The 23629-nt window shown below is 60.1% G+C and carries 24 protein-coding genes; 19 read left to right on the top strand and 5 right to left on the bottom strand.

Features of this window, described 5'->3' with window-relative positions; genetic code table 11:
• The first annotated feature begins 2 nt into the window (after nt 1-2).
• The 9 genes from metK (at nt 3) to BM174_RS07110 (ending at nt 8323) form a co-directional block, all read left to right on the top strand.
• The gene (gene metK, locus BM174_RS07150) at nt 3-1187 is read left to right on the top strand and encodes a methionine adenosyltransferase (protein WP_093923159.1); all 1185 of its coding nucleotides are present in this window, start codon (nt 3-5) and stop codon (nt 1185-1187) included.
• 208 nt (nt 1188-1395) lie between these two features.
• Nucleotides 1396-2097 carry a tRNA (guanosine(46)-N7)-methyltransferase TrmB gene (trmB, locus tag BM174_RS07145; RefSeq protein ID WP_093923158.1) on the top strand — a complete coding sequence of 234 codons (702 nt, stop codon included), beginning with the start codon at nt 1396-1398 and terminating at the stop codon, nt 2095-2097.
• Between the two features lie 154 nt (nt 2098-2251).
• Complete coding sequence (gene aroA, locus BM174_RS07140) at nt 2252-3604, top strand: 3-phosphoshikimate 1-carboxyvinyltransferase (RefSeq protein WP_093923157.1); 1353 nt, start codon at nt 2252-2254, stop codon at nt 3602-3604.
• A gap of 24 nt (nt 3605-3628) precedes the next feature.
• Nucleotides 3629-4243, top strand: coding sequence for a (d)CMP kinase (locus BM174_RS07135; protein ID WP_093923156.1), 615 nt, complete (start codon nt 3629-3631; stop codon nt 4241-4243).
• A 101-nt stretch (nt 4244-4344) separates the two neighbouring features.
• Complete coding sequence (locus BM174_RS07130; RefSeq protein ID WP_093923155.1) at nt 4345-4722, top strand: rhodanese-like domain-containing protein; 378 nt, start codon at nt 4345-4347, stop codon at nt 4720-4722.
• Between the two features lie 151 nt (nt 4723-4873).
• Nucleotides 4874-6739 carry a 30S ribosomal protein S1 gene (gene rpsA / locus BM174_RS07125; protein WP_281244845.1) on the top strand — a complete coding sequence of 622 codons (1866 nt, stop codon included), beginning with the start codon at nt 4874-4876 and terminating at the stop codon, nt 6737-6739.
• Nucleotides 6740-7017: 278 nt separating this feature from the next.
• Nucleotides 7018-7302 carry an integration host factor subunit beta gene (ihfB, locus tag BM174_RS07120; RefSeq protein ID WP_093923153.1) on the top strand — a complete coding sequence of 95 codons (285 nt, stop codon included), beginning with the start codon at nt 7018-7020 and terminating at the stop codon, nt 7300-7302.
• A complete protein-coding gene (locus tag BM174_RS07115; RefSeq protein ID WP_093923152.1) occupies nt 7302-7652 on the top strand; it encodes a lipopolysaccharide assembly protein LapA domain-containing protein in 351 nt (116 codons plus the stop codon). The genes ihfB and BM174_RS07115 overlap by 1 nt, the downstream gene beginning before the upstream one ends.
• Nucleotides 7653-7657: 5 nt before the next feature.
• On the top strand, nt 7658-8323 hold the full coding sequence (locus tag BM174_RS07110; protein ID WP_093923151.1) for a phosphoribosylanthranilate isomerase: 666 nt from the start codon (nt 7658-7660) through the stop codon (nt 8321-8323).
• 42 nt (nt 8324-8365) lie between these two features.
• Here the strand turns inward: BM174_RS07110 and nagA are convergent, their stop codons facing one another.
• Genes nagA through BM174_RS07095 form a run of 3 tightly spaced genes read right to left on the bottom strand, consistent with a single transcriptional unit; the run spans nt 8366 to nt 11264 of the window.
• Entirely contained in the window at nt 8366-9496 is a 1131-nt protein-coding gene (gene nagA / locus BM174_RS07105; RefSeq protein ID WP_093923150.1) for an N-acetylglucosamine-6-phosphate deacetylase, read from the bottom strand.
• Entirely contained in the window at nt 9493-10380 is an 888-nt protein-coding gene (locus BM174_RS07100) for a glucosamine kinase nucleotide-binding domain-containing protein (RefSeq protein ID WP_093923149.1), read from the bottom strand. Before BM174_RS07100 ends, nagA begins: the two co-directional genes overlap by 4 nt.
• A 38-nt stretch (nt 10381-10418) precedes the next feature.
• Nucleotides 10419-11264 carry a TauD/TfdA dioxygenase family protein gene (locus tag BM174_RS07095; RefSeq protein WP_093923148.1) on the bottom strand — a complete coding sequence of 282 codons (846 nt, stop codon included), beginning with the start codon at nt 11262-11264 and terminating at the stop codon, nt 10419-10421.
• A gap of 133 nt (nt 11265-11397) precedes the next feature.
• Here BM174_RS07095 and gap point away from each other — a divergent pair, with 133 nt between their 5' ends.
• Genes gap through eda form a run of 3 tightly spaced genes read left to right on the top strand, consistent with a single transcriptional unit; the run spans nt 11398 to nt 14909 of the window.
• Nucleotides 11398-12405 (top strand): type I glyceraldehyde-3-phosphate dehydrogenase, encoded by a 1008-nt coding sequence (gene gap / locus BM174_RS07090; RefSeq protein ID WP_093923147.1) that lies wholly within the window; start codon nt 11398-11400, stop codon nt 12403-12405.
• Between the two features lie 35 nt (nt 12406-12440).
• Nucleotides 12441-14240 carry a phosphogluconate dehydratase gene (edd, locus tag BM174_RS07085; protein ID WP_093923146.1) on the top strand — a complete coding sequence of 600 codons (1800 nt, stop codon included), beginning with the start codon at nt 12441-12443 and terminating at the stop codon, nt 14238-14240.
• A 24-nt stretch (nt 14241-14264) separates the two neighbouring features.
• On the top strand, nt 14265-14909 hold the full coding sequence (gene eda, locus BM174_RS07080; protein ID WP_425442337.1) for a bifunctional 4-hydroxy-2-oxoglutarate aldolase/2-dehydro-3-deoxy-phosphogluconate aldolase: 645 nt from the start codon (nt 14265-14267) through the stop codon (nt 14907-14909).
• An 81-nt stretch (nt 14910-14990) separates the two neighbouring features.
• Here the strand turns inward: eda and BM174_RS07075 are convergent, their stop codons facing one another.
• Entirely contained in the window at nt 14991-15554 is a 564-nt protein-coding gene (locus BM174_RS07075; protein ID WP_093923144.1) for a winged helix DNA-binding protein, read from the bottom strand.
• 343 nt (nt 15555-15897) lie between these two features.
• Here BM174_RS07075 and BM174_RS07070 point away from each other — a divergent pair, with 343 nt between their 5' ends.
• A complete protein-coding gene (locus BM174_RS07070) occupies nt 15898-16980 on the top strand; it encodes a Hint domain-containing protein (RefSeq protein WP_093923143.1) in 1083 nt (360 codons plus the stop codon).
• Between the two features lie 21 nt (nt 16981-17001).
• On the opposite strand, the gene BM174_RS07065 is transcribed toward BM174_RS07070, so the two are convergent.
• Nucleotides 17002-17574 carry a TlpA disulfide reductase family protein gene (locus tag BM174_RS07065; RefSeq protein WP_093923142.1) on the bottom strand — a complete coding sequence of 191 codons (573 nt, stop codon included), beginning with the start codon at nt 17572-17574 and terminating at the stop codon, nt 17002-17004.
• A gap of 22 nt (nt 17575-17596) precedes the next feature.
• On the opposite strand from BM174_RS07065, the gene argH reads away from it, so the two are divergent.
• From argH to BM174_RS07040, 6 genes are read left to right on the top strand one after another with little or no spacing between them, the layout of a single operon-like run.
• Nucleotides 17597-18988 carry an argininosuccinate lyase gene (gene argH, locus BM174_RS07060; protein ID WP_093923141.1) on the top strand — a complete coding sequence of 464 codons (1392 nt, stop codon included), beginning with the start codon at nt 17597-17599 and terminating at the stop codon, nt 18986-18988.
• Nucleotides 18985-19164: a hypothetical protein gene (locus tag BM174_RS07055; protein ID WP_093923140.1), complete on the top strand. Its 180-nt coding sequence runs from the start codon at nt 18985-18987 to the stop codon at nt 19162-19164. The genes argH and BM174_RS07055 overlap by 4 nt, the downstream gene beginning before the upstream one ends.
• Nucleotides 19161-19334 carry a hypothetical protein gene (locus tag BM174_RS21040; protein ID WP_177209437.1) on the top strand — a complete coding sequence of 58 codons (174 nt, stop codon included), beginning with the start codon at nt 19161-19163 and terminating at the stop codon, nt 19332-19334. The genes BM174_RS07055 and BM174_RS21040 overlap by 4 nt, the downstream gene beginning before the upstream one ends.
• Before the next feature lies 1 nt (nt 19335).
• Nucleotides 19336-19653 carry a DUF2834 domain-containing protein gene (locus BM174_RS07050; RefSeq protein ID WP_093923139.1) on the top strand — a complete coding sequence of 106 codons (318 nt, stop codon included), beginning with the start codon at nt 19336-19338 and terminating at the stop codon, nt 19651-19653.
• A gap of 41 nt (nt 19654-19694) precedes the next feature.
• Entirely contained in the window at nt 19695-20960 is a 1266-nt protein-coding gene (lysA, locus tag BM174_RS07045) for a diaminopimelate decarboxylase (protein WP_093923138.1), read from the top strand.
• A gap of 36 nt (nt 20961-20996) precedes the next feature.
• Nucleotides 20997-23606 (top strand): TIGR02302 family protein, encoded by a 2610-nt coding sequence (locus BM174_RS07040; protein WP_093923137.1) that lies wholly within the window; start codon nt 20997-20999, stop codon nt 23604-23606.
• Nucleotides 23607-23629 lie beyond the last annotated feature (23 nt).

The following is a 23629-nucleotide window of genomic DNA, read 5'->3' as shown; positions in this document are numbered from 1 at the left end:
ATATGTCCCGCCAGAACTATACCTTTACCTCGGAATCCGTTTCCGAAGGCCATCCTGACAAGGTTTGCGACCGCATTTCCGACGCAGTACTGGATGCCTTTTTAGCCGAGGAACCCGAAGCGCGGGTCGCGGCAGAAACATTCGCTACGACAAACCAAGTGGTCATCGGGGGCGAAGTTGGCCTTTCGGACCAGACCAAGCTCTCCGAGTATATGGAAAAGATTGAGGGCATCGCCCGGGCCTGCATCAAAGACATCGGCTATGAGCAGGAAAAGTTTCATCACGCGACGTGTAACGTGATGAATTTGCTGCACGAACAGTCTGCACATATTGCTAAAGGCGTCGATGCCTCTGGCGAAAAAGAAGAAGGCGCCGGCGATCAGGGGATCATGTTTGGCTTTGCCACGGATGAGACGCCAGAGCTCATGCCGGCCCCCATCCATTATGCCCATGCCATTCTGCGGCGCTTGGCCGAGGTGCGTAAAGATGGCACCGAGCCGACGCTACGCCCCGATGCCAAGAGCCAGCTTTCAGTGCGCTATGAGAATGGCAAACCCGTGGGCTTAAGCTCGATCGTGCTGTCGACGCAGCATGCTGATGAAAGCCAGACCAGCGCGGACATTCGTGACATCGTGGAGCCCTATATCCGCGAAGTTCTGCCCTCAGGCTGGATCTCGGAAGAGACGGAATGGTGGGTCAACCCGACGGGCACCTTTGTGATTGGCGGGCCGGATGGTGATGCAGGTCTGACGGGCCGCAAGATTATCGTGGATACCTATGGCGGGGCAGCACCCCATGGCGGCGGCGCGTTCTCTGGCAAGGATCCGACCAAGGTGGACCGGTCGGCGGCCTATGTCGCGCGGTATCTGGCGAAAAACATCGTCGCGGCGGGGCTGGCAAATAAATGCACTATCCAGCTCAGCTATGCGATCGGGGTCAGCAAGCCGTTGTCGATTTACTGTGACACCTCCGGTGGCGATTCCGATGTGTCTGATACGGCCATCGAAAACGCGATCCGCAAGATTATCGACCTGACGCCCCGCGGAATTCGCGAGCACTTGCAGCTTAACAAGCCGATCTATCAGCGCACGGCCGCCTATGGCCACTTTGGACGCGCACCCGAAGCCGATGGCGGGTTTAGCTGGGAGCGAACGGATCTGGTGGATCAGTTGCGCGCAGCGATATGACGCAAGATACTGCGGTTTGAATTTAAGCCCTCCGTGCGCCGCGCGGGGGGCTTTTTTGTTGGCACTGCCAGAGTTTGTTTTGGGTTGCTGACGCTCCGTGGGGAGTTTGAAGGGCCAAATGAACTTGGTTTAGCGACAGTCGGCGCGATCTACCCTGCGGTGGGGGGGGCGTTGCAGGCGCGCAGATTGCGGGTTAAAGGCTGCGGCCATGAACACACCCATTCGCCCCCGCCGCAATTTTTATGGTCGCCTGAAAGGCAAGTCGCTGAAGCCGTCGCAGAAGGGCTATATCGACGAAGACCTCGCACCGCTTAGCCCCGGTCTGGTGAGTTGGGAGGATAACCCCCAACGTGACCCTTTGGATTTGAGAGATCTGTTTGGTGACAGGCCGGTCTGGCTAGAGATCGGCTTTGGCGGCGGTGAGCATATGGTACATCAAGCGGCGCAAAATCCGAATGTCGGGATTCTCGGTTGCGAGATTTATATCAATGGCGTGGCAATGCTGTTGGGAAAGATACGGCGCGCGGGCGTGGAGAATGTGTCGGTCTATCCCGGGGATGCGCGCGATATTCTTGATGTTTTGCCGGAGGGTTCGATTGATCGCGCGTTTCTGCTCTATCCTGACCCTTGGCCGAAATCGCGCCATCACCGCAGGCGTTTTGTGACCCCTGAGCATCTGGCGCCATTGGCGCGGGTGTTGCGGTCGGGTGCGCAGTTCCGTGTTGCGACCGACATTGAAGATTATGTGCGGCAGACCTTAGAGCAGGTGCCGCAGCACGGGTTCACTTGGGCGGCCGAAGGCCCTACGGATTGGGAAAAGCCGTGGGATGACTGGATTTCGACCCGCTATGAGCAAAAGGCGCTGCGCGAAGGGCGGGTGCCGCATTACCTGACGTTTATCCGCGATTGATATTTCGGGCGGACGAAGGGGCTTTGCCCGATCAAGCTCCCCCAGGATATTTTTTGCGAAAATGAGAGAGCCCAGACAGGCTCTGTGTTCTGGTGGCATGGACGGCGTGCGGGGGCTGGGCTAGAAGCGGGGGGATCCAAGAGAAGGGTATTCCATGTCAAGCCACGCCGCACCTATTCCGATGACCTCAACGCCATGTGGGCCGCTTGCCGGTACGGCGGAGGTGCCGGGCGATAAGTCGATCTCGCACCGTGCGTTGATCCTTGGTGCCTTGTGCGTGGGCGAGACCACGATCACCGGATTGCTGGAAGGTCAGGATGTGTTGGACACCGCCAAGGCGATGCGGGCGTTCGGGGCGGAAGTGACCGAGCATGGCGGCGGCAAATGGTCGGTGCAGGGCGTGGGTGTTGGCGGCTTTGCCGAGCCTGATCAGGTGATTGATTGCGGTAATTCTGGTACGGGCGTGCGGCTGATCATGGGGGCGATGGCGACCTCGCCGATCAGTGCAACATTTACCGGCGACGCCAGTTTGAACGGGCGGCCTATGGCGCGGGTGACCGACCCGCTGGCCTTGTTCGGCTGTCAGTCCGTGGGCCGTGAGGGCGGGCGGTTGCCGATGACTTTGGTTGGCGCGGCAGAGCCGGTCCCGGTGCGCTATGTGGTGCCGGTGCCCTCGGCGCAGGTGAAATCCGCGGTCTTGCTGGCGGGATTGAATGCACCCGGTAAGACGCAGGTGATCGAGGCCGAAGCAACGCGCGATCACACCGAGCGGATGTTGGCGGGGTTCGGGGCCGAGATCACCGTTGAAGATACGGAAGAAGGGCGGGTCATCACATTGACGGGCCAGCCTGAGTTGCAGCCCCAACATATCGAAGTACCGCGCGATCCGTCTTCGGCGGCCTTTCCTGTCTGCGCCGCGTTGATCGTGCCGGGATCAGATGTTCTGGTGCCGGGGATTGGTTTGAACCCGACACGGGCGGGGTTGTTTGCCACGCTACGCGAGATGGGCGCTGACTTGAGTTTTGAAAACGAGCGCGAAGAAGGCGGCGAGCCAGTCGCGGATCTGCGGGCGCGTTATTCGCCCGATATGCAGGGGATTGAGGTGCCACCCGAGCGCGCCGCGAGCATGATTGACGAATATCCGATCCTGTCTGTTGTGGCGTCTTTTGCACGCGGCCAGACAGTGATGCGCGGCGTGAAAGAACTGCGGGTCAAGGAGAGCGACCGGATTGATGCCATGGCTACCGGTTTGCGCGCCAACGGGGTCACAGTCGAGGACGGGCCGGATTGGTGGATCGTGACCGGTTATGGTGCGGATGGCGTCAAGGGCGGGGCGCTTTGTGCCAGCCATCTCGATCACCGCATTGCGATGTCCTTGCTGATCCTTGGTATGGCCGCCCAAAATCCGGTGCGGGTTGATGATGGCGGGCCGATCGCGACCTCCTTCCCGATTTTCGAGCCGTTAATGGCTGCATTGGGTGCGCAAGTAACCCGTGATGATGTTTAACGCGCGGCCGGGAGGGCAGTGACAATGGATGGTTTTACAGTTGCGATTGATGGGCCAGCGGCCTCGGGCAAGGGCACGATCTCACGCGCAGTTGCGGCGCATTTCGGTTTTGCGCATCTCGATACCGGATTACTTTACCGCGCGGTGGCAGTGAAATCGCTGGAAGGCGTCGGGCCGTTGCAGGCGGCATTGGCTTTGATCGCCAGTGATTTGCACGCCGAGGGGCTGCGCATGCCAGCCGTCGCGCAGGAGGCCAGTCGTGTGGCAGCGATGCCGGATGTCCGCGCAGCCTTGGTGGACTTTCAGCGCAGCTTTGCTCTGCGTGCCGGAGGCGCTGTGTTGGACGGGCGCGACATCGGGACGGTGATTTGCCCCGCAGCGCAAGTAAAACTCTTTGTCACGGCCAGCGCCGAGGTGCGGGCGCAGCGCCGGTTCGCTGAGCTTTCGGGGACTGGGCACGCCACGAATTTTGAAGAGGTTTTAGCCGACGTGCAGGCGCGTGACGCCCGCGATATGGGCCGTGCGGATGCGCCGCTGCGCCCTGCCGAGGATGCGGTTGAGGTCGATACCACCGAGATGGCCATCGACGATGCGGTTGCTGCTGTTGTTGCGCTTATCGAGTCCAAACGGCGCGGCTAGCGGGGCTGCGGGCAAAGGGCTGCGTGTATTTTCGCTCGGCCACTGGTGCGAGGTGAAACCTGCACTATGTCAGGGGCAGACCACAGACCAAGGAGATTACTATGAAAACTGCAAAAGAATATCTCGACGCTGCGAATGCCGACGTTCCAAAGCTGGACGCCAAGGCTGCGATTGAAAAGCATGCCAAAGGCGAAGGCGTCTTTATCGATGTCCGCGATTCCGCCGCGATCGCGGAAACCGGCACCATCAAGGGTGCGCACCGTATCCCGCGCGGCATGATCGAATTTCGCGCGGATCCGGAGATGAAGGATTTCTACAATCCGATTCTCAAGAAAGACGCCGAGCTTTATCTGATCTGCGGCGCGGGCGGTCAGGCAGCGCTGACCGGCAAGACACTTAAAGACATGGGCTATACAAATGTGACCAATATCGGCGGTTTCCCAGGCTGGAAAGACGCTGGCGGCCCGACCGAAAGCTAATCTTGCGCCCTCTTCGCGGGGCTAAACGCACAATAGCTGGTCCGGATGGTCTACATTCGGGCCGCGCTTGCCAAAGTCATCGGCCCGAAGGGGCACGACAGCTTTGGTATCCAAAGGCGCGCGGGTGCACCCACCCGTTCCCCCTTGCAAGATGCCATCAAATTCCATATACGCGCGGTGTCTAAGGGGCGATTACAGCTTCGGGCGCAAATATCAGGCAGGGGTCGGTTTTTTCCGGCCCTGTTTTGTTTGCGCATCGAAGGGCCACGCCGACCAAATCCATTCCAAGACCGGCGGAGACAACCGCACGGCCAGAAACACACAAAAGGAAACGATTAGCTACATGACAAAAGCAATGGACGAATTCGAAGCACTACTGGAAGAAAGCTTTGAAATGGACACGCCCGATGAGGGTTCTGTCGTTAAAGGCAAAGTAATTGCCATCGAGGCCGGTCAGGCCATCATCGACGTCGGCTACAAGATGGAAGGCCGTGTCGATCTTAAAGAATTTGCCGATCCAGGCGAAGCTCCCAAAATCGCAGTTGGCGACGAAGTCGAAGTTTTCCTTCGTCAGGTCGAAAACTCGCGCGGTGAAGCCGTTATCTCCCGCGAGATGGCACGCCGCGAAGAAGCATGGGACCGTTTGGAGAAGGCCTACGCCGCAGAAGAGCGTGTCGAAGGCGCAATCTTTGGCCGCGTCAAAGGCGGTTTCACTGTCGATCTGGGCGGCGCTGTTGCGTTCCTTCCCGGCTCACAGGTTGATGTGCGCCCCGTGCGCGACGCTGGCCCGTTGATGGGTCTCAAGCAGCCGTTCCAGGTTCTGAAAATGGACCGTCGTCGTGGCAACATCGTTGTATCGCGCCGTGCAATCCTCGAAGAGTCCCGTGCCGAACAGCGCGCCGAAGTCATTGGCAACCTGACCGAAGGTCAGACCGTCGATGGTGTGGTCAAAAACATCACCGAATACGGTGCGTTCGTTGATCTGGGCGGCGTTGACGGCTTGTTGCACGTCACCGACATGGCATGGCGCCGTGTAAACCACCCCTCCGAGATCCTTGCCATCGGCGAAACGATCAAGGTGCAGGTCATCAAGATCAACAAAGAGACACACCGCATCAGCCTTGGCATGAAGCAGTTGCAAGAAGACCCGTGGGATCTGGTTCAGGCCAAGTACCCGCTGGAATCCTCGCACACTGGCCGCGTGACCAACATCACCGATTACGGCGCCTTCGTGGAGCTGGAGCCCGGTGTCGAAGGTCTGGTTCACGTCTCCGAAATGTCTTGGACCAAAAAGAACGTGCACCCCGGCAAGATCGTGTCGACCAGCCAAGAAGTCGAAGTCATGGTGCTGGAAATCGACGGTGCCAAGCGCCGCGTTTCGCTTGGTCTCAAGCAGACCATGCGCAACCCATGGGAAGTGTTCGCTGAAACACACCCCGAGGGCACCGAAGTCGAAGGCGAAGTCAAGAACATCACCGAATTCGGTCTGTTTGTTGGCCTGCCAGGCGATATCGACGGCATGGTTCACCTCTCCGACCTGTCATGGGACGAGCGCGGCGAAGACGCGATCCAGAACTACCGCAAGGGCGACATGGTCGGCGCGGTTGTCTCTGAGGTTGACGTTGAGAAAGAGCGTATCTCCCTGTCGATCAAAGGTGTTGGTGGCGACAAGTTCGCAGAAGCGGTTGGCGGCGTGAAGCGCGGCTCGATCGTGACTGTGAACGTGACCAAGATCGAAGACGGTGGCGTCGAAGTCGAATATGAAGGCATGAAGTCCTTCATCCGTCGCTCCGACCTGTCACGTGACCGTGCCGAGCAGCGCCCAGAGCGTTTCAGCGTTGGCGACAAGGTCGACGTGCGGATCACCAACGTCGACAGCAAGGCACACCGTCTTGGCGTCTCGATCAAAGCCCGCGAAATCGCGGAAGAGAAGGAAGCGGTACAGCAGTACGGTTCCTCCGATTCCGGCGCGAGCCTTGGTGACATCTTGGGTGCGGCGCTTAAGGGCGACGAATAATCCCACGCCAGCAATGTGCTGAAAATCAAAAGGCCTCGCAGAGCAATCTGCGGGGCCTTTCTTGCGAATCGGGTGCCCTTTGTTTCGGCGCGCCGCTGCATCCGCGCAGCTTGAATTGATCGCGTGTCGCACTATGCGAGAAAAAACCCGCCGAAATCAGGGTCTTCGTGCAAAAAAACACCGATCAGCCGCAATGCTTTCCCTTCACGGCTCGATGCTTTCTTTCTATAGTCGGGAATGAACATTTCAAAACAGCCACATCTCGGGGGGGATAAGCGATGATCCGGTCGGAACTGATCCAGAAGATTGCAGACGATAATCCGCACCTTTACCAACGCGACGTCGAGCGGATCGTGAACACGATCTTTGACGAGATCACTGGCGCTATGGCCAAGGGTGATCGGGTTGAGCTGCGCGGCTTCGGGGCTTTCTCGGTAAAAAAGCGCGATGCGCGTGTTGGACGGAACCCACGTACCGGTGAGACCGTTAATGTCGAAGAGAAGCATGTCCCCTTTTTCAAGACCGGCAAACTGCTGCGTGACCGGCTAAACGGAAACACCTGATGCGTTATGTTCGCTACCTTTGTATCGCCATCTTTGCGCTGGCGCTAATCTCTGTCGCTTTGGCAAACCGCGCAATGGTGACCCTGCAGGTTCTGCCTGCGGAAGTGTCCGGCTGGTTTGCCGTCACGCCTGCAGTTAACCTGCCGCTGTTCATCGTGATCCTCGGCAGCATCGTCGCAGGCCTGTTGATCGGCTTTGTCTGGGAGTGGATCCGCGAACACGGACAGCGTGCCGAAGCCGCCAAACAAGCCCGCGAAATGCGCCGTCTTGAGCGCGAAGTGGCACGTCTGAAAGCCGAGAAGCACGAAGGCAAAGACGAAGTTCTGGCCCTGTTGGATGAAGCCAGCTAAGCGCCGTGACGAGCCTTATTAACGTAAAGATTTGCGGGCTGACCGACCCTGCCGACGTGCCCGCCGCACTGTTCGCTGGCGCGCGCTATTTGGGTTTTGTATTTTTTGAAAAGTCTCCCCGTCATCTGACATTTGGGGATGCGGCATTCATGGCCGCAACTGTCCCTATGGGTGTCTGCAAGGTTGCCCTGACCGTGAATGCCGACAATGCGATGCTCGATGCGCTGACCGAACAGGTGCCGCTCGACATGTTGCAGCTACACGGGAGCGAAAGCCCTGAACGTGTGGTTGAGGTTAAGGCGCGCTACGGCCTGCCTGTGATGAAGGCGATTGGCGTTGCCGGTCCTGAAGACCTCGCTCAGCTTGATGAATACGGCCGGGTGGCCGATCAACTCCTGATAGACGCCAAACCTCCGCGCGATGCGGTTTTGCCCGGTGGCAACGGCCTTGCCTTTGACTGGCGCCTCATCGCAGGACGTCGCTGGCCCATCCCTTGGATGTTGGCAGGGGGGCTGACCCCAGAAAATGTCGCCGAAGCCATCGCGCTCACGGGCGCACGGCAGGTCGATGTTTCCAGCGGTGTCGAATCGTCACGTGGCGTCAAAGACGCGCAGCTGATCGCGAATTTCTGCGCTGCGGCTCTTGGCGAACCCGCCCCTTTTTTTGACTGAAGATATCCCGGGGGATCGGGGGCAGCGCCCCTGCCACCAAAATCACAAAAGGGTCTCCATCCCAACCGGATCCGCGCCAAGTTCGGCCATGTAACGAAGCTCTGTCAACCGGTCCGGCCATTTCCCCAGTCCCATCGGGCTACGCAACATAGCCGCAGGGATCGAGGTGGCGCGCGCAATCGCGGTCTCAAGACTGTCTCCGACTTGGTCGGCCATCACCTGCACCGCACGGCTCAGGCTCAGATCAGCACCTGCCAATGTGCCGTCCGCCAGGTTCAGCCGCCCCTCATGCCTGCGGATTTCCCGCCCGCCGAGTGTAAAGCTGCGCTGCGAAGTTCCGGCGCAGGCCATTGCATCTGAGACCAGAAACAATTCACCCGGCCCGCGCTTGGCTGCCAGCGCCGTGCGCAGTGTTGCGGGGTGCACGTGAATGCCGTCGGCAATAACGCCTGCGCTCACGGGCGCATCCAGGATCGCCCCGACCATCCCCGGCGTACGGCTCGTCAGGGGGCTCATCGCGTTGAACAGATGGGTGGCACAGGTCGCACCCGCATCAAAGGAGCGCATGGCAGTCTCATAATCGCAATCGCTATGGCCGAGTGACACCAGCACGCCCGCGTCTTTCAGCGTGGTGATCTGCTCGCAAGTCACTGCCTCTGGCGCGACGGTCACCTTGAGGTTGGGCAGGCGCTCGTTCGCATCCAGCAGCTGGCGCAGGTCATCGGCATCCATCGGGCGGATCAGGGCCGCGTCATGCGCCCCTTTGCGGCGCGGGTCCAGATGGGGGCCTTCAAGATGCAGGCCGAGAATGCCTGAAACTTCCTCCCGCAGCGCCACTGCAACCGCGTCTATTACAGCCGCCGTTGCTAGCGGCGTGTCGGTGATGAGCGTCGGCAAAAGCCCTGCAACCCCAAGCCCCGCGTGGGCCTTTGCGATGGTGCGCAAAGTTGCCACAGAGGTGGTGCCATCTACCATGACGCCGCCGCCGCCGTTCACTTGAAGGTCGACGAACCCCGGCAAAACTACGCCGCCGTCGAGCGGGATGATCCGGCATTCGCTGGGGATGTCGGCGCGACGGATCAGCGTCGGGACGCTGTTGCTAACCAAGATAGCGTGATCGTCGTGCAGGGTTTTGCCGTCATGTATGCGGGCGCCGACAAATGCGATGTTCATGACGGGTCCATTGCCGCTGCTGCCTTGAGTGCCAGTGCAAACGCCCCCTCAAGCGCCGTGCCCTGTGGCGGTTGCAGATTTTCACTCAACGCCGCGGGAAGAAAGGGAGCATAATGAGGGCCAAGCCCGCCCGACAGGCACAACACGTCGCGTGTTTTAAACTCCAAAGCTGCGAGCGCGCGCTCGATATAGGCTGCACCCGCGGCGACGATCTCCTGCGCGCTCGCGTCACCCTGCGTGGCAGCGGCCATGATGTCGGGGGCGTGGGTTGCATATTGATAGGGCCGCGCCGTGGCCGAAAATTCGACAATCGCGTCCCGCCCGCCAAATCTCGCCAAGGTGTCCCGACTAAGCGGGGTATGTGCGGCCAGCCCGTCTTCGGCCAGCACGATCCGGCTCAGCAACGCGCGGCCCAACCACGCGCCAGACGCCTCGTCAGACAGCGCAAACCCCCAGCCGCCAACCGTTTTCACATCACCCGCCCGTTGTCGTGCCACAATCGTGCCGGTGCCAAGCGCAATAAGATAGCCATTTTGCGGACCGAGCGCCCCTGCCACTGCTGTGGCACGATCCCCCGTCACGGTGCAGTGGGTGATCGGCAGGGCAGCTTCGACTTTGGCCATGTCCTCGGTCGAGTTCACGCCCGCGAGCCCCAGATGTGCAACGGCTGTGTCAGGCAATTTGTCCGGCAATCCTGCGCGGCGCAGGGCTTCCCCGACGGTTGCCATGATATTGTTTGTAGCGCCGGTAAAATCCGTGGCGACATTTGCTGGCCCGCCGCGGGCCTGCGCGAGCATACCGCGATCCGCATAGCCAACTCCGACGCGGCATCCGGTGCCACCGCCATCCACCGCAATCAGCAGTCTGCTATCTATTTTGGTCATAGCCTTGCCTAGCATTCTCTATCGCGTGCCTGTGGTTTTCAAACAGGCGCGCTTCGTTCAAAAGTGGTGCGGTACAAAAGTCTGCGCGCCCCGTCGTAATCATTGGTGGCATAGTGCAGGCTCATCCGGTTGTCCCAAACCGCGACATCGCCTGCCTGCCACCGCAACCGACATGAGAAATCGGGTTTGGTGGCGTGTTTGTAAAGGGCAGCAAGGATTGGCGCGCTTTCGGCCTCCGACATATCTTCAAATCGTGTGGTGTAAATCGGGTTCACGAAGAGCGCTTTCGCCGCCGTTTCGGGGTCGGTCACCACAGCGGGGTGCACGCGCTCAATATCGGCCTGCGGATCACCGCGGGTCATCTTGATCGAACCACCGCTGCGGGCATTTTCGGGCGGCGCATGTTTGACACCGTAAGGCGCACCTAGATGCACGGCGCGGCGGTGTTCGACTATGTCGCGCAATGCGTCAGGCAAGTGAGTATAGGCCGCGACTTGGCTGGCCCAAACAGTATCGCCCCCAACCTGTGGCGCCTCGACCGCATTCAATACCGAGCCGGCAGGCGGATTCTCCAGAAAGCTGAAATCGGAATGCCAGTCGCCACCAAAAACTCCGACATTGGTCTCGGCGGCTTCTTTTAGCACGGCAATTACATCGGAATCATGCGCCATCGGTTGCACATAGGGCAGGCGCATCAGCGGGCCAAAGACCAGCGTTAGCCGCTTTTGGTCTGCAATCGACAAAAACTGTTGGCGGATCACGATCATCTGGTGCACTGACAATGCCTCGCGCAGTGCTCCCGCCAAATCCTGCGAAATGGGTTGCTTGAGGTCGATGCCCCGCACCTCCGCGCCCATGTGGCCGGTAAGTTTCTCTGTTTTCATTGCCGCCTCCCTTTGCCTGATCAATCTACCCGATCCGTAGCGCGGCACAACGGCAGCAGAATGGTTGATCTATGGCGAAAAACACTATATGTTACCGCTAACATGTCCAATCTATCGTGAAGGAAGCTGACGAATGACCACGACAATCGCGATCAATGGTTTTGGGCGGATCGGCCGCTGCGTGCTTCGTGCGTTGATGGAAAATGGCGCGGATGGCCTTCAAGTTGTTGCGATTAATGATCTCGCCGCTCCCGAAACCTTGCTGCACCTGCTCAAGTACGATTCGGTTCACGGGCGGCTGAAGGTCAAAGCGCGGCTGGAGGGTGATACCCTGCATGTTGGTGATCAAGCGATTCGCCTCACGGCAGAGCGTGATCCCGCCAAGCTGCCATGGGCTGATGTCGACGTGGCCTATGAGTGCACCGGATTTTTCACCGAACGCGATGGCGCCGCGAAACATCTGGAGAATGGCAGCAAGCGGGTGTTGATCTCGGCCCCAGGCAAGAACGCCGACCGCACAGTCGTTTACGGTGTTAACCACACCGAACTGACTGGCGATGACGTCATCGTCTCGAATGCCTCTTGCACCACCAACTGTCTGGCCCCTGTCGCCAAAGTGCTGGACGATATGTTTGGCATCGAGACCGGCTATATGACGACGATACATGCCTATACCGGTGACCAGCCCACCCATGATACCGCGCACCGCGATCCATATCGCGGGCGGGCGGCAGCGCTGTCGATGGTGCCCACCTCAACTGGCGCCGCCGCCGCGATTTCCCAAGTGATCCCGCATCTCAAAGGCCGGCTCGAAGGCTCGGCTGTGCGGGTGCCAACGGCCAATGTGTCCTTGGTCGATCTGTGCATCATGCCCGCGAAACCCGCGAGCGTTGAGGCGGTGAACGCGGCGATGAAGGCCGCGGCCGGGGGGCCGCTTAAGGGGGTGCTCTCCTATGAGGTGGATCCGCTGGTCTCGGTTGATTTCAACCATGATCCACACTCCTCCTGCTTTGCTTCGGCCCAAACCAGCGTGACCGAAGGCGGGATGATCCGCGTGGCAAGCTGGTATGATAACGAGTGGGGGTTCTCCAACCGGATGAACGATACCGCCCGCGTGATCGGCAGCCTGATCAACCGTTAAACGACCTGAATTTCCGCGCCAAAGGGAGAGACCCGATGTTGAATGATACCGTAGCCCGCGTCACCGACCGGATTATCGCCCGTAGTGCTGGCCTGCGCGGCCCCTATTTGGAACGGATGCGCAAGGCCGCCGAAGACGGCCCCGCCCGTGCGCACCTGAGCTGTTCGGGGCAGGCCCACGCCTATGCGGGGGCAGGGCCGGATCAGGCCGCGCTGGCGACCAAATCGGCAGGCAATATTGGCATCATCACCACCTACAACGACATGCTGTCGGCACATCAACCATTCGAGCGCTTTCCCGAGCTGATCCGCGAGGCCGCTCGTGCGGTCGGCGGTACAGCGCAGGTAGCGGGGGGCGTGCCCGCAATGTGTGACGGCGTGACCCAAGGCACCCCCGGGATGGAACTTTCGCTGTTTTCGCGCGACGTGATCGCGATGGCCGCAGGTGTCGGGCTTAGCCACAATACTTTTGACGCGGCAGTCTTTCTGGGCGTCTGCGACAAAATCGTGCCCGGACTGGTGATCGCGGCGCAGGCTTTTGGTCACCTCCCCGCGATATTTTTGCCTGCTGGGCCGATGACTTCGGGCATCAGCAACGATGAGAAGGCCCAAGTGCGCCAGAAATTCGCCGCCGGAGAAGTCGGGCGGGAAGAGCTGATGGCATCCGAGATGGCCGCCTACCATGGGCCGGGCACCTGCACTTTTTACGGTACTGCAAACACCAACCAGATGTTGATGGAATTCATGGGGTTGCACCTGCCAGGTGCCTCATTTGTGAACCCCAACACACCGTTGCGCGATGCGCTGACCGTGGCAGGGGCCCAGCGGGCGCTGGCGATCAGCCACTTGGGCAACAGCTACACGCCGGTGTGTGATGTGTTGGATGAGCGTGCCTATGTGAACGGGATCGTTGGATTGCATGCAACCGGCGGCTCGACCAACTTGCTAATCCACCTTGTTGCGATGGCGCGGGCAGGGGGGATCGTCCTTGATTGGCACGATTTCTCTGATCTGGCCGAGGTGACGCCGCTGCTGGCGCGGGTTTATCCAAATGGATTGGCCGACGTGAACCATTTCCACGCCGCAGGCGGTTTGGGATTCATGATCGGACAGTTGTTGCAAGGCGGCCTGCTGCACAATGATGTCGCCACCATCGCGGGCGACGGGCTTGAGCGTTACACCCAAGACCCGAAGCTTCAATCCGGTCAGGTTGAATGGGTCGCGGGGCCGGAACATAGCCTGAATGACAAAATCCTGCGCACAGTGGCAGAACCCTTCCAGCCAACGGGCGGATTGGCGCGTCTTGACGGCACGCTCGGCAACGCAGTTTCAAAGGTGTCGGCGGTGAAGCCCGAACATCAGGTGATCGAAGCGCCGGTGCGGGTATTCAGCGATCAGGAATCGGTCAAGGCCGCCTATAAGAACGGTGAATTTAACAGTGACGTGATCGTCGTGGTGCGCTTTCAGGGGCCGAAAGCCAATGGCATGCCGGAATTGCACAGCTTGACCCCGATCCTCGCCAATCTCCAAGCCAAAGGCTTGAAAGTCGCACTGGTCACGGATGGGCGCATGTCTGGCGCTTCAGGTAAGATCCTGTCAGCGATCCATGTCTGCCCCGAGGCGGTCGAGGGCGGACCGATTTCCAAACTGCGGGATGGCGACATTTTGCGGGTCGATGCCCGGCAGGGCCGTCTGGAGATTGTGACGCAAGGCGTGTTGGACCGCCCCGCTGTGCAAGCCGATCTTAGCGGTAATGCACACGGGCAGGGCCGTGACCTCTTTGCCAATTTCCGCGCCCTTGTGGGTGCTGCCGATACCGGTGCAAGCTGCATCTGACGACCAACGAAGGAACCTATCCTGATGACCCCACTCGATGCCAGCAAATCCACCCGCCAGATCGCTGCCATGGCTCCGATCATCCCCGTTCTGGTGGTGCACGATGTGGCCCATGCCCGCCCCTTGGCCGAAGCCCTGATCGCAGGCGGGTTGCCCGCGCTTGAGGTCACCCTGCGGACGGAAGTGGCCCTACAGGTCATTGCTGAGATGGCCAAGGTCGAAGGCGGTGTCGTCGGGGCTGGCACCCTGTTGACGCCGGACGACGTGCGTCGCGCCAAGGATGCCGGTGCACGGTTTGGCGTCTCGCCCGGTGCGACCGACAGGCTCCTACAAGCCTGCGAAGACGCCGATCTGCCTACTTTGCCCGGTGCGGCTACGGCAAGCGAAGCGATGGCCCTGCAGGAGCGGGGCTACGACATGTTGAAGTTCTTTCCAGCCGAAGCCTCCGGTGGTGCGCCCGCCCTCAAATCGCTCGCCTCCCCCTTGCCGCAAATCACATTCTGCCCGACAGGCGGGGTCAGCATGGACAATGCGCTGAGCTACCTCGCGCTGCCTAACGTCATCTGCGCCGGCGGCTCGTGGGTCGCACCCGACCATTTGGTCCAAGCCGGTGACTGGGCCGCCATTACCGAACTTGCCCGTGCCGCCAGCCAGCTGGGCAAGTCCTGAACCCCTTCTTTTGGCGGAATAAACTCCGGGGTCCGGGGCTGGCCCCGGTCCCACCCCTCCAACTAAACACAGCCTTTACTTTCAAAGGGATGCCGCCGCGCGGCTGGCCTGATCGTATTGCCCCGAGATCGAGCGTAAACTCGCCGCGATTTGCCGCAACTCGTCACCGCTGATGTCAGTGCGCGGCATCCCGTCCAGAAAGCATGCCTCGCGGATTTGGCGATAGGTTTCGCACAGGGCTGCGCCATCGGGAGAAGTTCGGTAGAATACTTCTTTCCCCCGCTTTTCCGAGCTCAAAAGGCCCGACTTCAACAGTTTGCGCAGCGCATAGTTTACGGTATGGGTATCTTCGATGTTGAGCAAAAAGCAGATGTCGGCCAGTCGCTTCTCACGTGCCCGATGATTGGTGTTGTGCAACACGAGTATTTCAAGCGGCGTCAGATCGCCATTGCCCGCAGCGGCCATGCAGCGGGAGGTCCACCTTGTAAAAGCATTGTAGGCGATGATCAGCCCGTATTCGAGTTCGGATGCCTCCCAACCTGCACCCTCCGCCAGATGCCGCGAGGAAACGATCCGTCGATCCGTAACCGCAGGAGGTACGGTATCAGAACGCTGCTCTGGTGCCGAGTTTGGTGGTTTTGTCATGCTTAAACCTCGTTACTTACGGCTCGAATGCTATCAATTCGTTAACGATTTGCAAGCGTTTGAGGGCTCGCTTTGCCGGTTCTCCCGACGTAAATCATAGTCTACTGGACGGACGGCCCCCCTATTTGCCGGCTTCCGCCACGTAAAGGTGCGTCTCGTTCGTCGCTATATCCAGTGGCTCCCCATGTAGATGCCCACTGCATATCGATATGCTCCGCACCGGTGTTGCGTTAGCGCCATCCGGCAACGGATTGAATTTCCGAAATTAAAACCCGCTTCCCCGATTGGGTAAAGTTTGTTACCTTACACATAATAAAAAAAGACTAGAGGCAGGCAGACAGCGATGAAGACGGGCTTTAAGGGCACGTTCGTCATTAGCTGGTCGCAAACAGAAATAGACGGTCTTGAGGCCGCGCCGGTGCAATCCCTGACAGTGGGTGCCGCATGGGCATGGCGCGGGGATGCCATCCGTGTGGATGGACCGAATGATGTTTTGCGGCTGGATCAGGCGGACGAGGCGGAGACGCTGCGCAAACGCGCGGCGCGCATGGTACACAGACTGGTCGGTGCGGCACTGGACCGCGACCCTGCCGCGCTTGCCGCAAAGGAGCGTGACAGGGAGTTGATCCGTGACACGCCACTGATGGACAACAGTTTCGTCATTACCGATGGCAGTAAGAGCTATACCGTTACCTTGATCGAGGTCGGGCGCGGCAGCCAGCCGCTGCTGATGTTTCTCGACGAATTTCCTCCGCGCAACTGCGACCTATGGATCGTTCACCACACCTTGGGTGCGGTGGCGCAAGAAAGCCATGGCCCCGGCATGGGGGGGGTGATCTGCTTTACGCCCGGTACCTTTATCCGCACGCCGGACGGCACCGCGCGGGTCGAGGATCTGCGTGAAGGCGACACGGTTCAAACAAAAGACAACGGTGCACAGCAGATCAGGTGGATCGGCAGCCGCCATATGACCGGTGCGCGGCTGTTCGCGATGCCGCATCTACGCCCGATCCGCATCCAGCGCGGCGTGATCGGCTCGGACGCACCGGACCATGACTTGCTGGTTTCGCCGGAACATCGCCTGGTGATCAAAGGCGCTGTCGCGCAAGAGCTGTTTAATACGCCGGAAGTGCTGGTTGCGGCGAAAGATTTGATCAATGGCAGTACCATCTCGATCGATCTGAGATCGCGCGAGGTGACCTACGTCCATCTGTTGTTGGATCATCATCAGGTGATGTGGGCCAACGGGCTGGAGACCGAAAGCTTTCACCCCGTCTCCGCCTCGTTGCGCAGCCTGCGTGATCTGGACAGAGCACGCTTGCTGGAGAACCACCCCGAACTGGAATTCGATCCCCATACTTACGGCAGTTTCGCACGGCGCAACCTGTCTTCTTCCGAAGCGGCGATCCTGCGGCATGCCGCCTGATCGCGCTCTCGGGCGGGCGTCTTAGCTCTCGGCTTGATCGTCGACTAGCGTTTTGATGATGGCACGGGCGCTGTCACTGTCCCATTCCGCATCACCGCGCAAACGCGCAATCTCGCGGCCCTCGGGGTCAAGGATCACGGTGATCGGCAGGCCAAAGATACCCATCTGGCTGGCCAGCTGCTGTTTGGGGTCTTGATGGCGCGGCAGGCTATCCACACCGGCTTCTTCAAAGAACCTGACGATGCCTTCGGGGGAATTGCGGCCCGTAGCGATGGTCAGCACCTCGAAATGCTCGCCGCCGAATTCTTTTTGTAGCGCGTTGATCTGCGGCATTTCCTTGCGGCACGGCGCGCACCATGTGGCCCAGAAATTCACCAGCACGTATTTGCCGCGATAGTCTTCTAGCGTCGCAGTGCCGCCGCCGTCTTCCAGCTCGAATGAGGCATCAGAGGTGGCCACGGGGCTTTCGTGGATCACCAGTTTTTTCATGGATCCGTCGCGCAGTGCGGCGATTTCCGACAGGTCTGCGGATGCGGCAGGGTTTGCACCCAGACTGATGGCCGTATAGACGAGCGCCAATAGAGTTTTTTTCATCCATCCCTCCGAGGGTATTACCATGACCGACACCAGCTCCAACAAAATGTGGGGAGGCCGCTTTGCTGCCGGACCCGATGCGATCATGGAGGCGATTAACGCCTCGATCGGGTTTGACAAACGTATGGCCGCCCAAGATATCGCAGGGTCGCGTGCCCATGCCGCCATGTTGGCCGCAACAGGTATCCTGAGTGATAGCGATGCCGAGGCGATACGGGAAGGGTTGCTCACGATCTTGTCAGAAATCGAGGGCGGGAAGTTCACCTTTTCCGCCGCTTTGGAAGATATTCACATGAATGTCGAAGCGCGGCTGAAAGATTTGATCGGTGAACCGGCAGGGCGGTTGCACACGGGCAGGTCGCGCAACGATCAGGTGGCGACAGATTTCAAACTCTGGGTGCGCGACCAGTTGGACGCCGCTGATGCGGGGCTGAACGCTTTGATGCAGGCGCTGTTGGGGCAGGCCGAGGCGGGCGCCGATTGGGTCATGCCGGGCTTTACCCATTTGCAGACCGCCCAGCCGGTGACATGGGGCCACCACATGATGGCCTATGTCGAGATGTTCGGCCGCGACCAGAGCCGCTTTCGCGATGCACGGGCGCGGATGAACGAAAGCCCGCTCGGAGCCGCTGCACTGGCGGGCACATCCTTCCCGATTGATCGCGATATGACCGCGCAGGCGCTTGGCTTTGATCGCCCCAGCGCCAATAGTCTTGATGCTGTCAGCGACCGTGACTTCGCGTTGGAGTTTCTGTCGGCGGCGAGCATCTGCGCAATGCACCTGAGCCGTTTTGCCGAAGAACTGGTTATCTGGTCCTCGGCGCAGTTCAGGTTTGTCGCGTTGAGCGACCGGTTCTCGACCGGATCAAGCATCATGCCGCAAAAGAAGAACCCTGATGCCGCCGAGCTGATCCGAGCCAAAGTGGGCCGTATTTTTGGTGCGAATACCGCATTGATGATGGTGATGAAGGGGCTGCCGCTGGCCTATTCCAAGGACATGCAAGAAGACAAAGAGCAGGTGTTTGACGCCGCCGACAACCTGATGCTGGCGCTGGCCGCAATGGAGGGCATGGTGCGCGATATGACCGCGCAACGCGACAACCTCGCCGCCGCTGCGGGCAGTGGTTTTTCCACCGCGACCGATCTGGCCGACTGGCTGGTGCGGGTTCTGGGTTTGCCGTTCCGCGATGCGCATCATGTGACGGGCACACTTGTGGGCTTGGCCGAAAAACAGGGTTGTGATCTGCCCGACCTGACACTGGCACAGATGCAGGGGGTGCATGACGGGATCACAAATGATGTCTTTGATGTTCTTGGCGTGCAAAATTCGGTAAATTCGCGTATGTCCTATGGCGGCACAGCACCCGCGCAGGTGCGTGCGCAAGTGGCACGGTGGAAGGATAAACTGGCATGAAACGGATCGTTCTGGTGGTGGGATTGGCGTTCTTGGCGGGCTGCGGTACGGATGGCGAGCCGGTGAAGCCGACGGCGGACAGCAGTATAACATTGTCCAACAACGGCGTGTCAGTGGCGACCAACCTGCGCCTGAACCGCGGGCCGTTTACCATTGGATTGGGCGTCGGATCGTGAGGGCTGCGCTGATAATGCTCTGTGCGCTTGTTGCTCTGGCGGGGTGCACGGCATCTGGCAATGGCGACAGATCGGCCGTGCGCTCGGACACGCGGCAGGTGCCGACCGCGCTGGAGCCGGGCTTGCGGGTGTCGGGCTATGCCACCGTCGGCGTGGCGCGGACCTACTGAGGTGTCGCTTTTGCGGATGGTCTATCTGGCGCTGGCCCTTTGGGGCGCGGTGCATCCGATGTATTATTTCATTCAGTGGTTTTCGGAAAACGGCCTGAGTTTGTCCGGTATGGTGGCGGCATGGCATGCCAACGCGGCCTCAAGCGGGCTGGTCTGGGATCTGACAATTGCGGCGATTGCGCTGACGGTCTGGGTGCTCGCCGAGGTTTCTGTGCGGCGGAACTGGCGGGCGTTGATTGCCATTCCTGCAACCTTCTGTATTGGGGTGAGTTGCGGCTTGCCGCTCTATCTGTTTATGCGGACGGCGCCTGTTAAATAGGGCGGGAGCCTCCGGCGGGAATATTTAAGGCCAACAAGAACATGGATCATTTTCTTTATCGCGACGGCGCGCTTTTTGCCGAGGATGTAGCTGTGGCCGAGATTGCCGCTGCCGTTGGTACGCCGTTCTACGTCTATTCAACTGCGACATTGCTGCGCCATTTTCGCCTGTTTGACGAGGCGCTGGCGGGGATGGACCATTTGGTTTGTTACGCGATGAAGGCCAATTCCAATCAGGCGGTGTTGCAGACATTGGCGCAGGCTGGAGCGGGGATGGATGTCGTCTCGGCCGGTGAGTATTTGCGGGCCAAAGCGGCGGGCGTGCCGGGTGAGCGGATCGTGTTCTCCGGTGTGGGCAAGACGGCGGCCGAGATCCGGTTGGCGCTGGAAGGCGGGATCCGTCAGTTCAACGTGGAATCCGAACCAGAGATGGTGGTGCTTGATGCCACAGCGCGCAGCCTAGGTGTGGTGGCGCCGATCACTATTCGGGTTAATCCGGATGTTGATGCCAAAACTCATGCCAAGATTGCGACCGGTAAATCGGAGAACAAGTTCGGCATTCCGATTGCGCGGGCACGCGAGGTTTACCGGATGGCTGCGGGCATGCCCGGATTGGATGTTGTCGGGATTGACGTGCACATCGGCAGCCAGTTGACGGATCTGGCTCCGTTTGAGCAGGCTTATCATAAAGTTGCCGAACTTACCGAAGCCTTGCGCGCCGACGGGCATAACATCCGGCGGCTTGATCTGGGCGGCGGTCTGGGCATCCCCTACGAGCGCAGCAATGCGGCACCGCCTTTGCCGACGGATTACGGCGCGATGGTCAAGCGGACGTTGGGGCACCTGGGTTGCGAGATCGAGATTGAGCCGGGCCGGTTGATTGCAGGCAATGCCGGATTGATGGTGAGCGAAGTTATCTATGTGAAATCCGGCGAGGGCCGCGATTTTCTGATACTTGACGGCGCGATGAATGATTTGATCCGTCCGGCGATGTATGATGCCTGGCATGACATCGTGCCGGTGATCGAGCCTGAAGCAGGGGGTGAGCAGGCGCCGATTGATATCGTCGGGCCGGTGTGCGAATCCGGTGATACCTTCGCCAAGCAGCGCATGATGCCGCCCCTGGTGGCGGGTGATCTGGTGGCCTTCCGCTCGGCGGGCGCATATGGCGCTGTGATGAGCAGCGAGTATAATTCGCGTGCGCTGATCCCCGAAGTGATGGTGAAAGATGATCAATTTGCGGTTATTCGCCCACGTCCGACCTTTGACGAAATGATAAATCGCGATACCATTCCCCCTTGGCTATGATGGCGTAGTGCCAGCAGGCAGCGGGAGACGCCGGTAATGACCTCTTATACCCCGAACGATATGCGGCGCGGGCTGGCAAAGTTGCGCTGGCCGCTGCGGCTGACTTGGGCGGGGATGCTGGCCGAGGCGCTTGTGACCAGCCTGTGGCCGCTGTTGACCGTAACCTTGCTGGTGCTGGCCGCCCTGATGCTGGGGTTGCAGGACCAGGTGATGCTTGAGGTGGTTTGGGCTGGCGCGGTTTTGGCGTTGGTCGCGGGGCTGGCGGCATTGGTTTATGCGCTGCGCCACTTTCGTATTCCCAGTCGCGCGGCGGCCCTGACGCGGCTTGACCACAGCCTACATGGCCGCCCGATACAGGCGATGATGGACAGTGCGGCGATTGGCAATGGCGACGATGCCTCGATGGCGGTCTGGCGGGCACATAAGGCGCGGATGATGGCCCGCGCCGCCTTGGCCCGACCCGTACCTGCAGATTTGCGCGTAGCACGGCGCGACCCTTATGCGTTGCGATTTGTTGCTGTTTTAGCATTCGTCATGGCGCTGGTCTTTGGCTCGGTCTGGCGCGTCGCCTCGGTTGCCGAGATGGTGCCGGGCGGGACAGGATTGGTCAGCGGACCCGTCTGGGAAGGCTGGGCTGAACCGCCGCGCTATACCGGCAAACCGACCTTGTACCTCAACGATTTGGCCGAAGGCGCGCTAAGCCTGCCGGAAGGCACGTTGATTACCCTGCGGTTTTACGGCGACGTCGGTGCGCTGACCTTGGCGGAAACCGTCTCAGGGCGTACGGGCGAAGTGCCTGCGGCATCTGATCCGCAGCAGGATTTTACCGTGGTGCAGGCCGGCGCGATCGAGATTGCGGGGCCTTCGGGCCGTGTCTGGGACGTCACCACTCTACCCGACACGCCGCCGCAGGTGCGGTTGACGGGCGTCCCAGTTGCTGCGGCATTGGGCGAGATGCGATTGCCCTTTGCGGCGCAGGACGATTATGGCGTCGAGGCGGGAGAGGCCCGCATCATGCTCGATCTGGCGGCGGTGGATCGACGCTATGGTTTGACCGTTGATCCGGATATGCGGCCCGAAATACTGGTGCCGCTGCCCACACCCATCTCTGGCGACCGGGCGGCGTTTGAGGAAAATCTCATTGAGGACTTCTCAAAGCATCCATGGGCCAACCTGCCGGTGCAGATCAGTCTGAAGGTTCTTGATTCCGCCGAACAGCAGGGGGTGACTGAACCCAGTGCGATGGTTCTTCCGGGGCGACGTTTCTTTGACCCGACCGCAGCGGCAGTGATCGAGATGCGGCGCGATTTGATGTGGTCTAAATCCAACGCGTCGCGGATGGTACAGGTTTTGCGGGCGGTGTCCTATCAGCCGCAGGATTTGTTCCGCTCCGAGACAACCAGCTTGCGCCTGCGCCAGATCATTTCACGGTTGGAGATCCAAGCCCGTTTTGGTTTGGAAGATACAGCGCAGGACGCGCTGGCCGAGGATATGTGGGCGCTGGCGATTGAACTGGAAGAGGGTGTGTTGGCTGACGCGCTGGAGCGGATGCGGCGGGCGCAGGACCGGTTGAACGAGGCGATCAAGAATGGCGCATCGAAAGAAGAAATCGCCGAGTTGATGGACGAGATGCGCCGCGCCACCGAAGAGTATCTCAAGCAGTTGCAGAACCAGCAGGCAAATCAGGAACAGGACGGGCAACAGCAGCCGCAGGGCGAAACCATGCAGATGACGCAGGATGATCTGCAACGGATGATGGACCATATTCAGGAGCTGATGGAGCAGGGCCGCATGGCCGAAGCCGAACAGGCGCTTAAAGAGCTTCAGGAGATGATGGAAAACATGCGCGTTACCCAAGGCCAGCAGGGTCAGGGTGGCAACAACCCGGGCGAGCAAGCGATGGAGGGGCTCTCAGAAACCCTGCGCGAGCAACAAGGGCTGAGCGATCAGGCGTTCCGCGATTTGCAGGAGCAATTCAACCCTGGTGCCAGTGCGGGTGAAAGCGCGGGCAACGAAGGGCGCAATGGCGGACAGGGTCAGGGCGAAAGCCATGAGGGCCAGAACGGCGAGGGCCAAGGGCAGGACGGCGAGGGTCAAGATGGCCAATCCGGCCAACCGCAAGCGGGCGAGGGGCCGGACGAGCAAGGGCTGGCCGAGCGTCAGCAGGCCTTGCGCGATGAGCTGAATCGCCAGCAGGGCAATCTACCCGGCGGGGGCACGCCGGAAGGCGACGCAGCCCGCGACGCATTGGACGACGCCGGACGCGCAATGGATCAGGCCGAACAGGCGCTCCGCAACCGTGATCTGGCCGAAGCAATTGATAATCAGGCCCAAGCCATGGATGCACTGCGCGAAGGCATACGCTCGCTCGGCGAAGCGATGGACAAGGAAGCGCAAGGCCGCCAACCGGGACAAGGCACTGCAGAGTCCGACCGCCGCAGCGGTAACCGTGATCCGCTGGGGCGCGAGCGTGGCAAAAACGACAGTGCCAGTTCAAATGTGCCGGGGGACGGACCTTTCCGTCAGGGTCCGGACGGGGCGGATACCGCGCGCCGTTTGCTAGACGAGATACGCCGCCGATCTGCCGAAACTGCACGGCCCGAGGTGGAGCGTGACTACCTCAACCGCTTGCTGGACCGTTTCTAGGTTTTACGGTGGTCACGTAAAAT

This window comes from Sulfitobacter brevis (genome assembly GCF_900112755.1).
Taxonomy (GTDB): Bacteria; Pseudomonadota; Alphaproteobacteria; order Rhodobacterales; family Rhodobacteraceae; genus Sulfitobacter; species Sulfitobacter brevis.
Note: the sequence above shows the minus strand (reverse complement) of the source record. Positions and strands in the feature narration are given on the sequence as shown.

Coding starts and splice junctions, on each gene's coding strand:
- ihfB (WP_093923153.1), top strand. CDS start 7,018: ATGATCCGGTCGGAACTGATCCAGAAGATTGCAGACGATAATCCGCAC.
- BM174_RS07065 (WP_093923142.1), bottom strand. CDS start 17,574: ATGAAAAAAACTCTATTGGCGCTCGTCTATACGGCCATCAGTCTGGGT.
- BM174_RS07115 (WP_093923152.1), top strand. CDS start 7,302: ATGCGTTATGTTCGCTACCTTTGTATCGCCATCTTTGCGCTGGCGCTA.
- edd (WP_093923146.1), top strand. CDS start 12,441: ATGTTGAATGATACCGTAGCCCGCGTCACCGACCGGATTATCGCCCGT.
- BM174_RS07095 (WP_093923148.1), bottom strand. CDS start 11,264: ATGAAAACAGAGAAACTTACCGGCCACATGGGCGCGGAGGTGCGGGGC.
- BM174_RS07135 (WP_093923156.1), top strand. CDS start 3,629: ATGGATGGTTTTACAGTTGCGATTGATGGGCCAGCGGCCTCGGGCAAG.
- aroA (WP_093923157.1), top strand. CDS start 2,252: ATGTCAAGCCACGCCGCACCTATTCCGATGACCTCAACGCCATGTGGG.
- metK (WP_093923159.1), top strand. CDS start 3: ATGTCCCGCCAGAACTATACCTTTACCTCGGAATCCGTTTCCGAAGGC.
- BM174_RS07070 (WP_093923143.1), top strand. CDS start 15,898: ATGAAGACGGGCTTTAAGGGCACGTTCGTCATTAGCTGGTCGCAAACA.
- lysA (WP_093923138.1), top strand. CDS start 19,695: ATGGATCATTTTCTTTATCGCGACGGCGCGCTTTTTGCCGAGGATGTA.
- BM174_RS07130 (WP_093923155.1), top strand. CDS start 4,345: ATGAAAACTGCAAAAGAATATCTCGACGCTGCGAATGCCGACGTTCCA.
- trmB (WP_093923158.1), top strand. CDS start 1,396: ATGAACACACCCATTCGCCCCCGCCGCAATTTTTATGGTCGCCTGAAA.
- argH (WP_093923141.1), top strand. CDS start 17,597: ATGACCGACACCAGCTCCAACAAAATGTGGGGAGGCCGCTTTGCTGCC.
- BM174_RS07100 (WP_093923149.1), bottom strand. CDS start 10,380: ATGACCAAAATAGATAGCAGACTGCTGATTGCGGTGGATGGCGGTGGC.
- eda (WP_425442337.1), top strand. CDS start 14,265: ATGACCCCACTCGATGCCAGCAAATCCACCCGCCAGATCGCTGCCATG.
- BM174_RS07075 (WP_093923144.1), bottom strand. CDS start 15,554: ATGACAAAACCACCAAACTCGGCACCAGAGCAGCGTTCTGATACCGTA.
- nagA (WP_093923150.1), bottom strand. CDS start 9,496: ATGAACATCGCATTTGTCGGCGCCCGCATACATGACGGCAAAACCCTG.
- gap (WP_093923147.1), top strand. CDS start 11,398: ATGACCACGACAATCGCGATCAATGGTTTTGGGCGGATCGGCCGCTGC.
- BM174_RS07055 (WP_093923140.1), top strand. CDS start 18,985: ATGAAACGGATCGTTCTGGTGGTGGGATTGGCGTTCTTGGCGGGCTGC.
- rpsA (WP_281244845.1), top strand. CDS start 4,874: ATGCCATCAAATTCCATATACGCGCGGTGTCTAAGGGGCGATTACAGC.
- BM174_RS07040 (WP_093923137.1), top strand. CDS start 20,997: ATGACCTCTTATACCCCGAACGATATGCGGCGCGGGCTGGCAAAGTTG.